This window comes from Mesorhizobium sp. URHB0026, from assembly GCF_054059755.1.
Map to the genome: position 1 here is coordinate 4,571,963 of NZ_JBSSCN010000001.1, position 17,630 is coordinate 4,589,592.

Here is a 17,630-nt window from a genome sequence, read left to right on the forward strand (position 1 = left end):
CTTGCGCTGCGGCCGTCGCGACATAAGCTGACATCATGCGTCCTTCCATCCTCGATCCCCTGTTTGTCCCGATCACCTCGCTTGCCGGCGTCGGGCCGAAGGTTGGCGCGCTGATCGAGAAGGTCGTTGCTGCCGATCTCGGCGACCGCGCCGCACGCGCCGGCGACCTCCTGTTCGTGCTGCCGCACACCGTCATCGACCGCCGAAACCGGCCGGGCATCGCACTCGCGGCCGAAGGCGCCATCGTGACGCTTGAGTTGCGCATAGACCGCCACCAGCCGCCACCGCGCGGCAACAGGTCGGTGCCGTACCGGGTGTACGCCCATGACGACACCGGCGAAATCGGCCTGACCTTCTTCCATGCCCATGCCGCCTATCTCGAAAAGGCAATGCCTGTGGGCGAGCATGTCGTGGTGTCAGGCCGGATGGAATGGTTCAACGGCCGCCCGACCATGGTCCACCCCGACCATATCGCGCTCGCCAGCGAAGCCGAGAACCTGCCGCTGGTGGAGCCGGTCTATCCGCTGACCGCGGGACTGTCCGGCAAGGTGCTGCGCCGTGCGATCGGCCAGGCGCTCAGCCGCCTGCCGGAGCTGCCGGAATGGCAGGATGATGCCTTCATGCGCCGCGAGAGCTTCGCGTCCTTCGGCGACGCGCTGACCCGCGTCCATTATCCCGCCGACCCGATCGATGTCGCGGTCGAAGGGGCTGCATGGCGCCGCCTCGCCTATGATGAATTGCTCGCCGGCCAGGTCTCGCTGGCCCTGGTGCGGGCAAAGGTGCGGCGCCTGTCAGGCCGCCCTCTCGTCGGCGATGGCCGCATCGTCGAGAAGCTGCGCACAGCCCTTCCCTATTCGCTTACGCCCTCGCAGGAATTCGCGCTCGCCGAAATCAACGCTGATCTCGCCGATCCGGAGCGCATGCTGCGGCTGCTGCAAGGTGATGTCGGCTCGGGCAAGACGGTGGTGGCGCTGCTTGCCATGGCACGCGCCGTCGAGGCCGGCGGCCAGGCGGCGCTGATGGCGCCGACCGAAATCCTCGCGCGCCAGCATCTGGCGACGATCACCCCGCTTGCCGCCAAGGTCGGCTTGAGCATTGCCATCCTGACCGGCCGTGAAAAGGGCCGCGAGCGAGCCGAAACGCTGGCGGGTCTTGCCAGCGGCGAGATCGACATCGTCGTCGGCACCCATGCGCTGTTTCAGGAAACCGTCAGCTTCCAAGACCTGGTCCTGGCCGTCATCGATGAGCAGCATCGCTTCGGCGTTCATCAGCGGCTTGCCATCACCGCCAAGGGCGACGCGCCCGACATGCTGGTCATGACCGCGACCCCCATCCCGCGCACGCTGGTGCTGACCGCCTTCGGCGACATGGACGTGTCGAAGCTGACTGAAAAACCGGCCGGCCGCCAGCCGATCCGCACCGTTAGGCTGCCGCTGGAGCGGCTCGACGAGCTGGTCGGCCGCATGCTCGATGCCGTCGCGGATGGCCAGAAGATCTACTGGATTTGCCCGCTGGTCGAGGAATCCGAAGAAATAAAACTGATGTCGGCCGAGGATCGTTTTGCCTCGCTGAAGCCACTGTTCGGCGATCGCATCGGCCTTGTCCATGGCCGTATGAAGGGTGTCGAGAAGGACGAGGCGATGCGCGCCTTCAAGCAGGGTGAGACGCGCATCCTGATCGCCACCACGGTCATCGAGGTCGGCGTCGACGTTCCTGACGCCACGATCATGGTCATCGAGCATGCCGAACGCTTCGGCCTCGCCCAGTTGCACCAGCTGCGCGGCCGGGTCGGACGCGGCGACAAGCCCTCGTCCTGCGTACTGCTGTACAAGGATCCGCTTGGCGAGACCGCAAAACGCCGGCTGTCGGTGATGCGCGAGACCGAGGACGGTTTCCTGATCGCCGAGGAGGACCTGAAACTGCGTGGCGAAGGCGAATTGCTGGGCACCCGCCAGTCCGGCACGCCGGGTTTCCAGGTGGCGCGCATCGAGGTGCACGCCGACCTGCTGGAGGCCGCCAGAGACGACGCCAGGCTGATCCTGTCGCGCGACCCCGAACTGCAATCGGACCGCGGCGAGGCGCTGCGGCTCCTGCTCTACTTGTTTGGCCGCGACGAGGCCGTGCGGCTCCTGCGGGCCGGATGAGGTCCCAGCGGCGGATTGGCCAGGGTTCCGTTGATCGGGTCGCCGTTCAGCGTCACCAGTTTCGTCTTCACCTCGGGGGCCACCAGCCCGGCCGACACGATCAGTTTGGCGCCGTCCTCGATGGTCATGTCGAGCGGCACGATGTCCGACTTCAAAACATACATCAGGAAACCGGTCGTCGGGTTCGGCGTGCAGGGCATGAACACGGCGATCAGCGGGTCGCCTTCCCGGTCGAGCTTCTGGTTGATCTCGGTTTCCTTTTCGCTGGCGACGAACACCAGCGACCACACGCCCTTGCGTGGATATTCGACCAGCCCGACCTGGCGGAACATGTCGCCCTTGTTCGACAGCACGGTCTCGAAAATCTGCTTCAGCGAGCCGTATATGCCGCGCACCAGCGGCATGCGGCCAAGCAAGCGCTCGCCAAAGCCGACTATGGCGCGGCCGACAATGTTGGCTGTCAGGAAACCGATCAGCGTGATCAGGATGAGCGCGACGATGAGCCCGAACCCCGGAACCGGAAACGGCAGATAGGTGTCGGGGCTGTACCGCGCCGGAATATACGGTTTCACCCAGGAATCGACCCAGCCGATGAACGACCAGGCGATATAGGCGGTGATCGCCAGCGGGGCGCAGACGATGAAGCCCGTGAGGAAATAGTTCCTCAGCCGCGTCATGCCGGAAGTCTTGGGAGCGTCTGACATGGTTCACCGGAGGCGCTATTGCGACGCGACATTAGTGAACCGGAAGGCGCTTTGGAACTGCGAAGTTTTTAAAGGCGCCTGTTTACAAGCGCCTATTCCACGGTCACCGACTTCGCCAGATTGCGCGGCTGGTCGACGTCGGTGCCCATGAACACGGCGGCGAAGTAGGCGAGCATCTGGATCGGCAGCGCATAGATGATTGGCGAGATGATTTCCGGCACATCCGGAAGCACGATCGTCTCCATCGTCTTCAGGCTCACCTGCGCCGCGCCCTTGGCGTCGGTGATCAGGATGATCTTGCCGCCACGCGCCGCCACTTCCTGCATGTTGGACACGGTCTTTTCGAAGATGCGGTCGTGCGGCGCTATCACGATCACCGGCATGTTCTCGTCGATCAGCGCGATCGGCCCATGCTTCAACTCCCCTGCGGCATAGCCTTCGGCGTGGATGTAGGAAATTTCCTTGAGCTTCAGCGCGCCTTCCATGGCGAGCGGGAAATTGGTGTCCCGTCCGAGATAGAGCACGTCCTTGTAACGCGACAGTTCCCGGGCGACCCGTTCGATCTGCTCTTCGAGCTTGAGCACCTGGTTGGCATAGCGCGGCGCCTCCGAAAGCGCTCGCACCAGCGTTTTCTCTTGCTCCTTCGAGATCGCTCCGCGCGCCACGCCGGCGCGCACGGCAAGCGACGCGAGCACGGACAACTGGCAGGTGAAAGCCTTGGTCGAAGCGACGCCAATCTCTGGCCCGGCCAGCGTCGGCAGCACGACGTCGGATTCGCGAGCCATGGTCGATTCCCGCACATTGACGACGGCGCCGATCTTCATCCCGGCCTTGCGGCAATAGCGCAAGGAGGCCAGTGTATCGGCGGTCTCGCCCGACTGCGAGATGAAGAAGGCGGCGTCGTTGGCCGACAACGGCATCTCGCGGTAACGGAATTCCGACGCGACATCGATATCGACCGGGAGCCGCGCATAGCGCTCGAACCAGTATTTGCCGATCAAGCCGGCGAGATAGGCGGTGCCGCAGGCGGAGATCGCCAGCCGGCCGATCTTGGCGAAGTCGAATGGCAGATCTAGCGGCTTGGAGACACCGGAGACGAAATCCACATAATGAGCCAGCGTGTGCGAGATCACCTCGGGCTGCTCATGGATCTCCTTCTCCATGAAATGGCGGCGGTTGCCCTTGTCGACCATGAAGCTGGTCGACAGCGACTGCTGGCGCTTGCGGTCGACCTTTTTGCCATCGATGTCGAAGATGGCGACGCCGTCGCGGCGCACCACCGCCCAGTCGCCGTCCTCGAGATAGGTGATCGAATTGGTGAACGGAGCGAGCGCGATGGCGTCGGATCCCAAAAACATCTCTCCATCGCCATGGCCAACGGCCAAAGGCGGGCCATTGCGCGCACCGACGATCAGGTCCTCGTCACCCTTGAACATGATGGCCAGCGCAAAGGCGCCTTCCAGCCGCTTCAGCGCCTTGTGCGCGGCCTCGACCGACTTCAACCCTTTGGCAAGCTCGCGCGCTACCAGGTGAGCAACAACCTCGGTATCGGTCTGCGACGAGAAGGAATAGCCGTCGCGGATCAGCTCCTCGCGCAATTCGGCGAAATTCTCGATGATGCCGTTGTGGACGATGGCGACGCCGTCCGAAAAATGCGGGTGGGCATTGGTCTCGTTGGGCACGCCGTGGGTTGCCCAGCGCGTATGGCCGATACCGATCATGCCGTCGAGCGGCTCATCCTTTAGCCGGCGTTCGAGGTTGACCAGCTTGCCCTCGGCACGGCGGCGGCCGAGCTCGCCCTTCTCGATGGTGGCGACGCCGGCGGAGTCATAGCCGCGATATTCGAGCCGCTTCAGTGCGTCGACGATGAGCGGCGCAACCTGCGAGTGGCCGACGATTCCAACGATACCGCACATGCAGACAGTCCCCGATTGCCAACGGAAAACCAGCGATATTTAGGCGTGGCCGGCCTGCCGCGAAAGTCACATTGCATTTCGCCCGCTGTAACGGACGCTTCAGCAGGCATGCACCATGACAGCCCGCTCTTGCAATCCAGTTACTGCAATCATTCGGTTTTTCGATGGCTTCGGCGAGAAAGCAGACCGTCGACCCAATCGCTAATGGTCGGCGCCAGCCGCTTTCTTCTTCGCGGCCGCCGCGGAAGCAAAGCGTTCGCGCAATTCCTTGCCTTTGCCGGGGATCGTCTTCTGGCGGGCGCGGCCGAAGGCCAGCGCATCGTCGGGTACGCTTTCGGTGATGACGCTGCCCGAGGCGATGTAGCCGCCCTTGCCGATCGACACCGGCGCCACGAGCGAGGAATTGGAGCCGATGAAGGCACCCTCGCCGATGTCCGTGAAGAACTTTGAGTAGCCGTCGTAGTTGCAGGTGATGGCGCCCGCCCCGATATTGGCGCCCGAGCCGACACGCGCGTCGCCGATATAGGTCAAATGGTTGACCTTGGCGCCGTCCTCGATAACGGCTTGCTTGACCTCGCAGAAATTGCCGACCTTGGCCTTGTTTCTGAGATCGGCGCCTGGCCGCAGCCGTGCGAACGGCCCGACATCGCAATTGGACCCGATGGTGGCGCCCTCGATGTGGCTGAAGGCGTGGATTTTAGCGCCGCCGGCGATCCTCACGCCCGGACCAAACCAGACGTTGGGTTCGACGATGGTGTCTGCGCCGATGTCGGTGTCGTACGAGAAGAACACGGTTTCCGGGGCGATCAGCGTCACGCCCGACAGCATCGCGTCATGGCGCCGGCGCTGTTGCCAGATGGCTTCGGCTTGCGCCAGTTCGGCGCGATTGTTGATGCCGAGCGCGCTTTCGAAGCTGGCTTCGGTGGCAACGACATCGAGACTTTGTGCACTGGCGATTTCGACGATATCGGTCAGATAATACTCGCCCTTGGCATTCTTGTTGCCGACCGCGTCGAGCAGTGTCAGCGCGTGCGCGCCGGCCACCGCCATCATGCCGGCATTGCAGAAGCCGATTTTCTTCTCCTCTTCGGAGCAGTCCTTTTCCTCGCGGATAGCCGTGAGCTTGCCATCCTTTTCGATCAACCGGCCATAGCCGGTCGGATTGGGTGGGCGGAATCCGATCACCACGACGGCAGCACCTTCCGCCAATCTCAGCCGCGCCATCGTGAGCGCTTCCGCATCGATCAGCGGCGTGTCGCCGAACATCACCAGGATGTCGTCATAACCCCTTGATATAGCTTCACGTGCGGCAAGAACAGCATGCGCCGTACCCAAGCGCTCTTCCTGCACGAAGGTTTCGGCCTTGGGTGAAAATTTCGCTACCGCCTTGCGCATCTCTTCCGCTCCATGTCCGATGACGATCGCATCGCTGCTGGCGCCGGCGGCGTCGGCCGCCTTCACCACGTGAGCGACCATCGGCAGGCCAGCGATCTGGTGCAGCACCTTCGGCAGCGCGCTCTTCATGCGCGTGCCTTCGCCGGCGGCGAGGATGACGGACAGGCAGGATCTCTGGCTCATGGACGGGCAACCGTATGAAAGGGTTGGGAATCAAGACACGATAGCAGTGGCGCCATGCTGCACCAATGCGGTTAAATTCCGGTGAGATGATAAAGCAGCTGACTCTTAATCAGCGGGTCCTCAGTTGAAATCCCGTACCTCACCGCAAGTCGACAAGCGTCAGCCCAGCCGCCCCAGCACCGGGAAATTTTCCAACAACCAGTAGGACACCGTCTGCACGCCACCGGTGAGGAAAAAGACGCCAGCGACCACCAGCAGTGCGCCGATGGCCTTTTCGACGCGGCCGAGATGGACGCGAAATTTGCCGAGGAAGCGCATGAAGGCGCCGGAGAACAGCGCCGCGATCAGGAACGGGATGCCAAGTCCGAGCGAATAGGCGGCGAGCAGCAGCGCGCCCTCGCCCACCGTTTCGCGGCCGCCGGCCAGGGTCAGGATCGGCCCCAGCACCGGGCCGATACAGGGGGTCCAGCCGAAGGCAAAGGCGAGCCCCATGACATAGGCGGCGATAGCATTTGCCGGCTTGCCCTGCGACTGGAAACGCGCCTCGCGCGACAACAGCGGAATACGCAGGATGCCGAGGAAATTCAGGCCCATCAGGATGATCAGCACGCCGGCGCCCATCGCCAGCGGCTCCTGCCAGACGCGCAGCAGCCGACCGATGGTCGACGCGCCGGCGCCTAGCGCCACGAACACGGTGGAAAAACCGAGCACGAAGGCGATCGAGGAATAGAGCAGCGCGCCGCGCGCGCCCTCGCGTGCCGTCGCACCTGCATTGCCGCGGAAATCGTCGACGGAGACGCCGGCCATGTAGCAGAGATAAGGGGGCACCAGCGGCAGCACGCATGGCGAGAGGAACGAGATGGCCCCCGCCCCAACCGCGCTGACATAGCCGATATCCAATGCCATTCCAAAACTCCAACCTATGGCGACGATATAGCGGCACGCCGGTTTGTCCGCCAATCACCATCGTGTGGTAAGTCATCGCGGGCGGGGAAGAAAGCATCCGCGCAGGGCGTTGACACGACGAGGCCGCGATTTCCCGCGCGCCTTCGAATATCAGCCACGGAGATTTTCATGAAAACGATAACCGCAGCGCTGGCCGCGCTCCTGCTCAGCAGCGCCGTATCCTTTGCCGCCGAAGCGTGGAAGGAAGCCGAGGTCAATGGCGCCAAGATCTACACCGACGCCAAAGGCATGACGCTTTACACCTATGACAAGGACGAAAAGGGCAAGACCAGCTGCTACGACAAGTGCGCCGCCAACTGGCCGCCGCTGAAGGCCAAGGCCGGCGCCAAGGCGGACGATGAATGGAGCGTCGTCGACCGTACCGACGGCACCAAGATGTGGGCCTATGACGGCAAGCCGGTCTACACCTTCATCAAGGACAAGAAGGCCGGCGACGTGACGGGGGATGGCGTCGCCGGCGTCTGGCACGTCGTCAAGGCGGACTGAGTTTCCCATCGGGAGTTCCGCCAAACGGGACTTCTCAACGGCCGCCGGGCATCCCTCCGAGTCCGGCGGCCGGGCCGTCGCCGGACTCGACCTGGCCCATTCCAGCCCGATTGGACCAGCAACAAATTGAACTTCTCCCAATCTTCCGAGGCTTGCGCCCACTCATTCTAAAATATGTGATGTTCTCCATACACTCTTAGAGTGTATTGCTGTCGGCGGCCCCGCATTTTGGGCGCCTGCCCTTGACCGGATGCAAAAGCGCGGCCATGTGAGCGACGAACAGAACCGAGATTTCGTCGCGCGCAGCGGAATTCTTCTGCCGCATCACAGCTGATATGAGACCTCATGGACGTCGTCGTCGTCGAATCGCCGGCCAAGGCAAAAACAATCAACAAATATCTGGGCAGGAACTACAAGGTTCTGGCCTCGTTCGGCCATGTCCGCGATTTGCCGGCCAAGGATGGCTCGGTGCGCCCGGATGAGGATTTTGCCATGTCCTGGGCGGTCGACACCGCCTCCGGCAAGCGGCTCGCCGACATCGCCAAGGCGGTCAAGGACGCCGACGGCCTGATCCTTGCCACCGACCCGGATCGCGAAGGTGAAGCCATCTCCTGGCACGTTCTGGAAGTGCTCAAGCAGAAGCGCGCGCTGAAGGACAAGCCGGTCAGCCGCGTCGTCTTCAACGCCATCACCAAATCATCGGTGCTGGAGGCGATGGCCAATCCGCGCCAGATCGATGCGCCGCTGGTCGACGCTTATCTGGCCCGCCGCGCGCTCGACTATCTCGTCGGCTTCACCCTGTCGCCTGTCCTGTGGCGCAAATTGCCGGGAGCCCGCTCCGCCGGCCGCGTCCAGTCGGTGGCGCTGCGCCTGGTCTGCGACCGCGAATCCGAGATCGAGCGCTTCATCCGCGAGGAATATTGGCAGATATCAGCTCTCCTCGGCACGCCGCGCAACGAGACCTTCGAAGCCCGCCTCACCGCCTTCGAGCGCAAGAAGCTGCAAAAGCTCGACATTGCCAACAAGGCACAGGCCGACGATATCAAGGCGATGCTCGAAGGCGCCACCTTCAAGGCGCTGTCCGTCGAAGCCAAGCCGACCAGGCGCAACCCCGGTCCGCCCTTCACCACCTCGACATTGCAGCAGGCCGCCTCATCGGGCCTCGGCTTCTCGGCCACGCGCACCATGCAGGTGGCCCAGCGGCTCTATGAGGGCATGGAGATCGGCGGCGAGACCACCGGCCTGATCACCTATATGCGAACCGACGGCGTGCAGATGGCCCCCGAGGCGATCGATGCTGCTCGCGATGCCATTGCGAAGGAATTCGGCCCGAAGTACCTGCCGGAGAAACCACGCCAGTACACCGCCAAGGCCAAGAACGCCCAGGAAGCGCACGAGGCCATCCGGCCGACGGATTTCATGCGCACCCCCGCATCGGTCAGGCAATATCTCGATTCCGACCAGATGCGGCTTTATGAACTGATCTGGAAGCGCGCCATCGCCAGCCAGATGCAGTCGGCCGAGATCGAGCGCACCACTGTCGAGATCGAGGCGCTGAATGGCGCCCGCACCGCGGAACTTCGCGCTGTCGGCTCGGTCGTTCGCTTCGACGGCTTCATCGCCGCCTACACCGATCAGAAGGACGACGACACCGAAGACGAGGAAAACCGCCGTCTGCCGGAGATCCGCTCCGGCGAGCAGCTTGCCCGCCGCGCGATCAATGCCACCCAGCACACGACCGAGCCGCCGCCGCGCTACTCCGAGGCGTCGCTGATCAAGAAGCTGGAAGAACTCGGCATCGGCCGCCCCTCGACCTACACCGCGATCCTGAAGACGCTCGAGGACCGCGACTACGTCACCATCGACAAGCGCCGGCTGGTGCCGCAGGCCAAGGGCCGCCTGCTGTCGGCCTTCCTGGAAAGCTTCTTCGCGCGCTATGTCGAGTATGACTTCACCGCGTCGCTGGAGGAGAAACTCGACGAGATCTCCGACGGCAAGCTCGCCTGGAAGGACGTGCTGCGCGATTTCTGGAAGGATTTCTCGGGCGCCGTCGCCGACATCAAGGAGCTGCGCGTCACCGATGTGCTCGATGCGCTGAACGAGGAACTGGCACCGCTGGTTTTTCCCGCCCGCGAGGACGGTTCCAACCCGCGCATCTGCCCCAAATGCGGCACCGGTAATCTGTCGCTGAAGCTCGGCAAGTTCGGCGCTTTCGTCGGCTGCTCGAACTATCCCGAATGCTCCTTCACCCGCCAGCTCGGCGACGCCGCCAATCCCAATGGCGAGAATGGCGGCGGCGAGGACGGTACCAAGTTGCTCGGCAAGGATCCTTATACGGCCGAGGAAATCACGCTGCGCTCGGGGCGCTTCGGCCCCTACATCCAGCGCGGCGACGGCAAGGAGGCAAAGCGTTCGAGCCTGCCCAAGGGCTGGACGCCTGATTCCATCGACCATGAGAAGGCGCTGGCCTTGCTGGGGCTGCCGCGCGACGTGGGCAAACATCCCGAATCCGGCAAGATGATCTCGGCGGGCCTCGGCCGTTACGGGCCGTTCGTGCTGCACGATGGCACCTACGCCAATCTCGACAGCATCGAGGATGTGTTTTCCATTGGCCTCAACCGTGCCGTCACGGTGATTGCCGAGAAGCAGTCCAAGGGCAAGGGTGGCCGCAACGGTGGCACGCCTGCGGCTCTGAAGGAGCTTGGCGACCATCCGGATGGCGGCAAGATCGTCGTGCGCGACGGCAAATACGGCCCCTACGTCAATTTCGGCAAGGTCAACGCCACGCTGCCCAAGGGCAAGGATCCGCAATCGGTGACGATCGAGGATGCGCTGGCGCTGATTGCCGAGAAGGAAGCCAAGGGCGGCGGTGGCAAGAAGCCGTTCCGCAAGGCGGCGGCAATCAAAGCCCCCACCGCCAAGAAAACAGCGGCCAAAAAGCCGGCCGCGAAGAAAAAAGGGTAGAACGGCGTGGCGCGCAGGATCACCGGAAGAAGTCACGGCGATCCCCGCACCGCCGACACCCGGGCCAAGGTCAAGGACGACTATCGGCCCTCGCGCGACGAAATCCTGCGCTATATCGCCGCAAACCCAGATCGCGCCGGAAAGCGCGACATCGCCAAGGCGTTCGCGTTGCGCGGCGACGACCGCGTCTGGCTGAAGGATCTCCTGCGCGACCTGCAGGACGAAGGCGTTTTGACCAAGGAGCGCAAGCGGTTGGCCAGGGTCGGCGCCCTACCCCATGTCGCCGTGCTCGACATCTTTGGCCGCGACGGCGATGGCATCTTGCTGGCGCACCCGGCCGAGGCAGTCGGTCCGGGCGAGCCTCCCGTGGTCTCGATCCGCGTTTCGCGCAGCGGCAACGGTCCCGCGCCAGGCATCGGCGACCGCGTGCTGGCCAAAACCTTCCCGACCGACGATCCGTCAGGGCCTGCCTATACCGGCCGAGTGATGAAGATCTTCGAGAAGCGCACGGACGCTGTCCTCGGCGTCTTTCGCGTGCTTCAGGACGGCAGCTTCCGCATCGAGCCGGTGGAACGGCGCCAGCCCGAGCTGATCGTCGACAAGGAATTCCAGAACGGCGCCAAAAACGGCGACCTGGTCGAAGTCGAGCCAGCGCGAGCCTCCCGCTTTGGGTTGCCCCGCGCCAAGGTGCTGAATGTGCTGGGTTCGCTGACCAGCGAAAAGGCGGTTTCGATGATCGCCATCCACGCGCACGACATTCCCCACATTTTCCCAGCCGACGTCATTGCCGAATCCGAGGCGGCGAAGCCCGCGACGCTTGACCATCGCGAGGACTGGCGCGACCTGCCGCTGGTTACCATCGATCCGGCCGACGCCAAGGACCATGACGACGCGGTCTTCGCCACCCCTGACCTCGACGAAAAGAACCCCGGCGGCGTCATCGCGACGGTCGCCATCGCGGATGTCGCGGCCTACGTCCGCCATGGCACGGCGCTCGACCGCGAAGCGCTGAAGCGCGGCAATTCGGTTTATTTCCCCGATCGCGTCGTGCCGATGCTGCCCGAACGCATCTCCAACGATCTCTGTTCGCTGCGCGAGGGTCAGGATCGTCCGGCACTCGCGGTGCGCATGACTTTCTCCGCGGAGGGCAGAAAGATCAGGCATTCCTTCCACCGCGTCATGATGAAGTCGGCGGCCAAGCTGGCCTATAGCCAGGCCCAGGCCGCGATCGACGGTGTACCGGACGACAAGACCGGCCCGATCCTCGACACTGTGCTGAGGCCGCTGTGGGAGGCCTATGCGATCCTCAAGTGCGGCCGCGACGGCCGACAGCCGCTGGAGCTCGACCTGCCGGAGCGCAAGATCCTGCTCAAGCCGGATGGCACGGTCGACCGCGTCGTCGTGCCGGAGCGGCTCGACGCCCACAAGCTGATCGAAGAGTTCATGATCCAGGCCAATGTCGCCGCGGCCGAAACGCTGGAGGGCAAGAAGCAGGCGCTGGTCTATCGCGTCCATGACGCGCCGTCGTTGGCCAAGCAGGAATCGCTGCGCGAATTCCTGCAGACGCTTAGCCTGTCATTGGCACGCGGCGCCCAGATGCGGCCCAGCCAGCTCAACGGCATTCTTGAGCGTGTGCGCGGCGCCGACAACGAGGCGCTGGTCAACGAAGTGGTGCTGCGCTCGCAGAGCCAGGCCGAATATTCACCCAAGAACATCGGCCATTTCGGCCTCAACCTCAGCCGTTACGCCCATTTCACCTCGCCGATCCGCCGCTACGCCGACCTGATCGTGCATCGCGGACTTATTGCCGCGCTCGGCCTCGGCCCAGGCGGACTGACGCAGGATGAGGAGGCCCGCCTCGAAGACGTTGCGGTGCTGATCTCCGGCACCGAGCGGCGCGCAATGGCTGCCGAGCGCGACACGGTTGACCGGCTGATTTCGGCCTACCTCGCTGAGCGCATCGACGACCGCTTCGATGCCCGCATCTCCGGCGTCACCAAATCAGGACTTTTTGTCCAATTGCCGCAATATGGCGCCGATGGTTTCATCCCGGTTTCAACTTTGGGCGGCGATTACTATATATACGATGAAACGGCCCGCTCCCTGTTCGGAGAACGCTCGGGCAAAGGCTACCAGCTCGCGGACCGCGTCGAGGTCCGGCTCGTCGAGGTGGCGCCAATGGCCGGCGCGATGCGCTTCGAGATGTTGACCGACCCAAAGCCCCTGCCAGGCTCCAGCAGGTCGTTTCACAAGGCTAAGGGCCGGGCCCGTGCGTCGCAATCGCGACCGGGGTCGCGCGGCAGGAGACGATGATGGAACAACAGGTTTTTGGCGGCGAACATCAGTCTGGCCGGATTGCCCGCCCACTGTGGACGGCGATGAAGCGGGGCATCTTGGGCCGCTGCCCGAAATGCGGCGAAGGCAAGCTGTTCCGCGGCTTCACCAAGACTGTCGAAACCTGCAGCGTCTGCGGCGAGGAGATCCATCACCATCGCGCCGACGATCTGCCAGCCTACCTGGTCATCGTCATCGTCGGCCATATCGTTCTCGGTGCCTTCATGGGCGTGGAAGCGACCTCGACGCTCTCCACCTGGCAGCACATTGCCATATGGGTGCCTTTGACCATCCTGCTCTCCATCGCGCTGCTGCAACCGGTCAAGGGTGCCGTCATCGGACTGCAATGGGCGTTCTATATGCACGGATTCGGTGGCGAAAAGGATGGGACGGAGTCCCACCACGGCGCCTGAGGCGCCGCTGGCGCAACACGCCAATCGCTAAGGCTACTTTCGCATGCAAGAAGTTTCCGCTAGGTCCCTGCGCATGGAAGCATTGACCAAGGCGGATGCCGACAAGCTCGACAAGGGTCTTGCCACGCATGGCGGCGGGCGCCTGCGTCCGCGTGACGCCGCGACGCTCATCCTGCTCGACCGCAATGGCGACGACGTCCAGGTGTTGATGGGACGCCGCCACGCCGCACACGCTTTCATGCCAGGCAAGTTCGTGTTCCCCGGCGGCCGAACAGACCCTGCCGACAGCCGCATACCGACAGCAACGGCACTCGACCAGCACGAAGAAGCCAAGCTGACGGCCGGCCCCGGCCGCACCAGCCGCGCCCGTGCCCGCGCCATTGCTTTGTCGGCGGTCCGCGAGACCTACGAGGAAGCCGGCCTGCTGATCGGCCGCAAAGGCGCCTTTGCCACGACCAGGCGCGATTGGCAGGGTTTCGTCGAACATGGCGTGGCACCGTCGCTGGAAGCGCTGCGCTTCGTCGCGCGCGCCATCACGCCACCGAACCGGGTGCGCCGCTTCGACACCCGCTTCTTCAGCGCCTGGCGTGGCGATGTCGCCGTCGAACTGGCCGATGGCGGCCCGACCAACGAATTGGAGGAACTGGTCTGGCTGCCGCTCGCCAAGGCCAAGCAGGCCGACATACCCGACATCACCCGAATGATCCTAGACGAACTGGAAAAGCGGCTCGCCGACGATCCGCTGCTGCGGCCGGGCGGACCTGTTCCTTTCTACCGGCTTGTCCGCAACAGCTTCACCCGCGAACTTCTCTAGAGCAATTCCAGGAAAAGTGTGCCGCGGTTTTCCCACGGGAATTGCGCAAGATCAAAGAGACAGAGTATTCAGCATCCCATGACGGTCGATACCCAACCACAGGGCGACGAACGCGTACACTGGCTGCCGATGGTGGCGGCGATTTCGTCGATCAGCGTCGTCGGCATCGCCATCGGCCTCGGCATGCCCTTGCTCAGCGTCATCCTGGAAACACGCGGTCATTCGGCCTCGATGATCGGCCTAAACACGGCTGTCGCCGGCCTGGCCTCGATCGCCGGGGCGCCGCTGGCCACGCCGCTCGCCATGCGCTTCGGCGTCGCCTGGGCCATGATCGCCATGATTGCCACCGGGGCGCTCGCCTTCGTCGGTTTCCATTTCGCGCCCGATTTCTGGATGTGGTTTCCGCTGCGCGTCGTTCTGCACATCGCGCTGACAGTGCTGTTCATCCTGTCGGAATTCTGGATCAGCACGTCGGCGCCGCCACACCGGCGCGGCCTTGTGCTTGGCATCTATGCCACCGTCCTGTCGCTCGGCTTTGCCGCCGGGCCGTGGCTGTTTGCTCATCTCGGCAGCTCCGGCTTCAGGCCGTTCGGCGTCATCATTGCCCTGGTGACGCTGGCTGCCATACCGGTGCTCGCCGCGCGCAACGAAAGCCCGACCATCGTGGCCGACAGCGAAACCAGCCACTTCCTGCGCTATATCTGGCTGGTGCCAACCGCGACTTTCGCCGTACTCGTGTTCGGCGCCGTCGAGACTGGCGGCTTCGCGCTGTTCCCGATCTACGGCAACCGCATCGGTTATTCCGAGGCCGACGCGGCGCTGCTGCTGACCATGATCGGTCTCGGCAACGTGCTGTTGCAGATCCCGATCGGCATGATCAGCGACCGCGTCTCGGACCGGCGCTATCTGCTGCTCGCCTGCGCCACGGTCGGTCTCGCCGGCACGATGTTCATGCCGTTTTTTGCCGCTAACTGGCACTTGATGGCTGCCCTGCTTTTCGTCTGGGGCGGTGTCGTCGCGGCCATGTACACGATCGGCCTCGCCCATCTCGGTTCGCAGCTCTCCGGCCACGAGCTGGCTTCGGCCAATGCCGCTTTCGTGCTGTGCTACGGCGTCGGCATGGTGCTTGGTCCGCAGGCGATCGGCATCGGAATGGACAGTTTCGGGCCTTCCGGCTTTGGCTGGTCGCTCGGCCTGTTCTTCGCCGCCTACATCGCCTTGGTCTGCTTCAGGCTCGTCCGCAAGCTCCTGCTGTAGCACCCCACCGTCGAGTGCCCTTATCCGCCGCGCCGCGGCAGATACTGACAGAACCGTGTCAGGAGCGTGCGGTTAAAAGAGTGTCCCCTGATACCCGAAGTTGAGGACACTGCCATGATCGACAGCGGCTTTGAGACCACATCACTGCGAATGACGCTTCTGCTGCTTGTAACCTTCCAGGCACCGGCCTCGGACGTGGACCGCATCATGGATGCGGTGGTTGCGATCGCCCCGCTGGTTATGGGTAAATATGATCGAAACGCCTACCAGTCGGCGCATGGCATCGAGCGCTACCGGCCACTTGCCGGCGCGGCCGCCGGCGCCGAGGCCGAATTGCGGCGGCGCCCCGGCACGGTCGAGGTTTCGTTCGAACTGCCCGACGACCAGGCGCTGGCGGCTCGCGTCGTCGAGGCGATTTTCCAGGCGCATTCCTATCAAGAGCCGGTGATCCGCATCCAGCCGATCCTTGCCAGCCGCTCCAAGGGGCTGGACGACCGTGCCAATCCGAATCGCTGGTGGAACACGACCGGAGACTGGAAGAAGGTTGCGGTATCCGAAGCGGAAACCGCCTGATCTATGCATTCTGGGCTGCTTGGGCGAGCCACATAAGGTTGGCCGGGCTTGACTTTCCAGGCACGTTCTTTATGTGTCGCGCCAAGTTTCCCGCGTCCGGGTGTTTTCCCGTGCTCCAGCGGCCAAAACCCCACGAACATAACGGACTGAGATCATGGCCAAAGCCGCAAACATCAAGATCAAGCTTCTGTCGACCGCCGACACCGGTTTCTTCTACGTCACCAGCAAGAACAGCCGTACCAAGACCGACAAGCTGTCGTTCCGCAAGTACGACCCGGTCGCCAAGAAGCACGTAGAATTCAAGGAAACCAAGATCAAGTAATCTGGTTTCCCTTTGGAATGCCGAAACGCCGCCCATCGGGCGGCGTTTTCGTTTGGCCGGGCGGCTGATGTCCGTCAGCCCGGCTGAGCGCTTAGCCGATGCGGTCGCCGCTCTTCTCGTCGAACAAATGCAGCGATGCCGGATCGGCCGACAGGCGCACCATGTCGCCGGGCTTCACGGCCGCGCGGCCGATCGCAAAGACGCAAAGCTGCTGGCCGGCCAGTTTGACGTAGAACTGCGTCGACAGGCCGAGCGGCTCCACCACTCCCACTTCGCCTTGCAGGGCGCCGTCATCAGCCAGCCGGATATGCTCGGGCCGCAGCCCGACGGTGATGACGTCACCGTCCCTGAGCGGCAGGCCGTGCGGCAGCCGAAGCTTCTGGCCATCGGACAACACGGCGTCCACCTTGGCGCCCTTCTCCACCGTCGCCGGCAGGAAATTCATCCCAGGCGAGCCAATGAAGCCGGCGACGAACATATTGGCCGGCCGGTCATAGAGATCGAGCGGCGCGCCCACCTGCTGGATCAGCCCGTCATGCATGACAACGATGCGGTCGGCCATGGTCATCGCCTCGATCTGGTCGTGGGTGACGTAGACCGAAGTGGTCTTCAGTTGCTGGTGAAGCGCCTTGATCTCGGCGCGCATATGAACGCGCAGCTTGGCATCGAGGTTCGACAGCGGCTCGTCGAAGAGAAAGACCTTGGGATCGCGCACGATGGCACGGCCCATGGCGACACGCTGGCGCTGGCCGCCAGACAATTGCCTGGGCAGGCGTTGCAGGAACGTATCGAGCCCCAGCCGCTTGGCGGCACCATCGACGCGCGCATCGATCGCCGGCTTCTCGGCCTTTCGCAGCATCAGGCTGAAGCCCATGTTCTTCGAGACGTCCATATGCGGATAGAGCGCATAGGACTGGAACACCATGGCGATGTCGCGGTCCTTGGGCGCAACATCGTTGACCAACCGCTCGCCGATGCGGATCTCGCCGCCCGAGGCTTCCTCGAGCCCGGCGATCATGCGCAAAAGCGTGGACTTGCCGCAGCCGGACGGTCCGACCAGGACGACGAACTCGCCATCGGCGATTTCGAGATCGACCGCGTGCAGAACGCGCACGGAGCCATAATCCTTGCGGACCTTTTCGAGCGTGACAGAGGCCAT

Annotated in this window: 14 protein-coding genes; 9 read left to right on the forward strand and 5 right to left on the reverse strand. The window is 63.7% G+C overall.

All coding sequences use genetic code 11. The features are described from left to right. Positions 1-35: 35 nt before the first annotated feature. Complete coding sequence (gene recG, locus ACVWWD_RS22530; RefSeq protein ID WP_457103388.1) at positions 36-2,144, forward strand: ATP-dependent DNA helicase RecG; 2,109 nt, start codon at positions 36-38, stop codon at positions 2,142-2,144. Here the strand turns inward: recG and ACVWWD_RS22535 are convergent. The 4 genes from ACVWWD_RS22535 to ACVWWD_RS22550 all read right to left on the reverse strand — a co-directional run bounded on the left by ACVWWD_RS22535 (position 2,096) and on the right by ACVWWD_RS22550 (position 7,248). Beyond that, on the reverse strand, positions 2,096-2,848 hold the full coding sequence (locus tag ACVWWD_RS22535; protein WP_352549836.1) for a DUF502 domain-containing protein: 753 nt from the start codon (positions 2,846-2,848) through the stop codon (positions 2,096-2,098). The genes recG and ACVWWD_RS22535 overlap by 49 nt on opposite strands. Before the next feature lie 92 nt (positions 2,849-2,940). Next, positions 2,941-4,764: a glutamine--fructose-6-phosphate transaminase (isomerizing) gene (gene glmS, locus ACVWWD_RS22540; protein WP_352549834.1), complete on the reverse strand. Its 1,824-nt coding sequence runs from the start codon at positions 4,762-4,764 to the stop codon at positions 2,941-2,943. A 201-nt stretch (positions 4,765-4,965) separates the two neighbouring features. Next, on the reverse strand, positions 4,966-6,342 hold the full coding sequence (gene glmU / locus ACVWWD_RS22545; protein ID WP_352549832.1) for a bifunctional UDP-N-acetylglucosamine diphosphorylase/glucosamine-1-phosphate N-acetyltransferase GlmU: 1,377 nt from the start codon (positions 6,340-6,342) through the stop codon (positions 4,966-4,968). A 159-nt stretch (positions 6,343-6,501) separates the two neighbouring features. Beyond that, a complete protein-coding gene (locus tag ACVWWD_RS22550) occupies positions 6,502-7,248 on the reverse strand; it encodes a cytochrome c biogenesis CcdA family protein (RefSeq protein WP_023770071.1) in 747 nt (248 codons plus the stop codon). A 168-nt stretch (positions 7,249-7,416) separates the two neighbouring features. On the opposite strand from ACVWWD_RS22550, the gene ACVWWD_RS22555 reads away from it, so the two are divergent. From ACVWWD_RS22555 to rpmG, 8 genes are all read left to right on the forward strand, one after another. After that, complete coding sequence (locus ACVWWD_RS22555; protein ID WP_352549830.1) at positions 7,417-7,794, forward strand: COG4315 family predicted lipoprotein; 378 nt, start codon at positions 7,417-7,419, stop codon at positions 7,792-7,794. A 345-nt stretch (positions 7,795-8,139) separates the two neighbouring features. Then, entirely contained in the window at positions 8,140-10,758 is a 2,619-nt protein-coding gene (gene topA, locus ACVWWD_RS22560) for a type I DNA topoisomerase (protein WP_023770068.1), read from the forward strand. A gap of 6 nt (positions 10,759-10,764) precedes the next feature. Then, a complete protein-coding gene (gene rnr / locus ACVWWD_RS22565; RefSeq protein WP_457103389.1) occupies positions 10,765-13,071 on the forward strand; it encodes a ribonuclease R in 2,307 nt (768 codons plus the stop codon). Further along, a complete protein-coding gene (locus ACVWWD_RS22570; protein WP_023783250.1) occupies positions 13,071-13,505 on the forward strand; it encodes a DUF983 domain-containing protein in 435 nt (144 codons plus the stop codon). The genes rnr and ACVWWD_RS22570 overlap by 1 nt, the downstream gene beginning before the upstream one ends. A 73-nt stretch (positions 13,506-13,578) precedes the next feature. Then, positions 13,579-14,319: an NUDIX hydrolase gene (locus ACVWWD_RS22575; RefSeq protein ID WP_352549869.1), complete on the forward strand. Its 741-nt coding sequence runs from the start codon at positions 13,579-13,581 to the stop codon at positions 14,317-14,319. A 78-nt stretch (positions 14,320-14,397) separates the two neighbouring features. Then, positions 14,398-15,576: an MFS transporter gene (locus ACVWWD_RS22580; protein WP_457103390.1), complete on the forward strand. Its 1,179-nt coding sequence runs from the start codon at positions 14,398-14,400 to the stop codon at positions 15,574-15,576. A gap of 114 nt (positions 15,577-15,690) precedes the next feature. Then, the gene (locus ACVWWD_RS22585; protein WP_023770063.1) at positions 15,691-16,149 is read left to right on the forward strand and encodes a hypothetical protein; all 459 of its coding nucleotides are present in this window, start codon (positions 15,691-15,693) and stop codon (positions 16,147-16,149) included. 154 nt (positions 16,150-16,303) lie between these two features. After that, a complete protein-coding gene (gene rpmG / locus ACVWWD_RS22590; RefSeq protein ID WP_006201775.1) occupies positions 16,304-16,471 on the forward strand; it encodes a 50S ribosomal protein L33 in 168 nt (55 codons plus the stop codon). A gap of 91 nt (positions 16,472-16,562) precedes the next feature. Here rpmG and ACVWWD_RS22595 read toward each other — a convergent pair whose 3' ends face one another. After that, on the reverse strand, positions 16,563-17,630 hold the full coding sequence (locus ACVWWD_RS22595; protein ID WP_352549824.1) for an ABC transporter ATP-binding protein: 1,068 nt from the start codon (positions 17,628-17,630) through the stop codon (positions 16,563-16,565).

What these genes read in the sequence shown, in the direction of transcription:
- recG (WP_457103388.1), top strand. Translation starts at nt 36, where the DNA reads ATGCGTCCTTCCATCCTCGATCCCCTGTTTGTCCCGATCACCTCGCTT.
- ACVWWD_RS22535 (WP_352549836.1), bottom strand. Translation starts at nt 2,848, where the DNA reads ATGTCAGACGCTCCCAAGACTTCCGGCATGACGCGGCTGAGGAACTAT.
- glmS (WP_352549834.1), bottom strand. Translation starts at nt 4,764, where the DNA reads ATGTGCGGTATCGTTGGAATCGTCGGCCACTCGCAGGTTGCGCCGCTC.
- glmU (WP_352549832.1), bottom strand. Translation starts at nt 6,342, where the DNA reads ATGAGCCAGAGATCCTGCCTGTCCGTCATCCTCGCCGCCGGCGAAGGC.
- ACVWWD_RS22550 (WP_023770071.1), bottom strand. Translation starts at nt 7,248, where the DNA reads ATGGCATTGGATATCGGCTATGTCAGCGCGGTTGGGGCGGGGGCCATC.
- ACVWWD_RS22555 (WP_352549830.1), top strand. Translation starts at nt 7,417, where the DNA reads ATGAAAACGATAACCGCAGCGCTGGCCGCGCTCCTGCTCAGCAGCGCC.
- topA (WP_023770068.1), top strand. Translation starts at nt 8,140, where the DNA reads ATGGACGTCGTCGTCGTCGAATCGCCGGCCAAGGCAAAAACAATCAAC.
- ACVWWD_RS22570 (WP_023783250.1), top strand. Translation starts at nt 13,071, where the DNA reads ATGGAACAACAGGTTTTTGGCGGCGAACATCAGTCTGGCCGGATTGCC.
- ACVWWD_RS22575 (WP_352549869.1), top strand. Translation starts at nt 13,579, where the DNA reads ATGGAAGCATTGACCAAGGCGGATGCCGACAAGCTCGACAAGGGTCTT.
- ACVWWD_RS22580 (WP_457103390.1), top strand. Translation starts at nt 14,398, where the DNA reads ATGACGGTCGATACCCAACCACAGGGCGACGAACGCGTACACTGGCTG.
- ACVWWD_RS22585 (WP_023770063.1), top strand. Translation starts at nt 15,691, where the DNA reads ATGATCGACAGCGGCTTTGAGACCACATCACTGCGAATGACGCTTCTG.
- rpmG (WP_006201775.1), top strand. Translation starts at nt 16,304, where the DNA reads ATGGCCAAAGCCGCAAACATCAAGATCAAGCTTCTGTCGACCGCCGAC.
- ACVWWD_RS22595 (WP_352549824.1), bottom strand. Translation starts at nt 17,630, where the DNA reads ATGGCCTCTGTCACGCTCGAAAAGGTCCGCAAGGATTATGGCTCCGTG.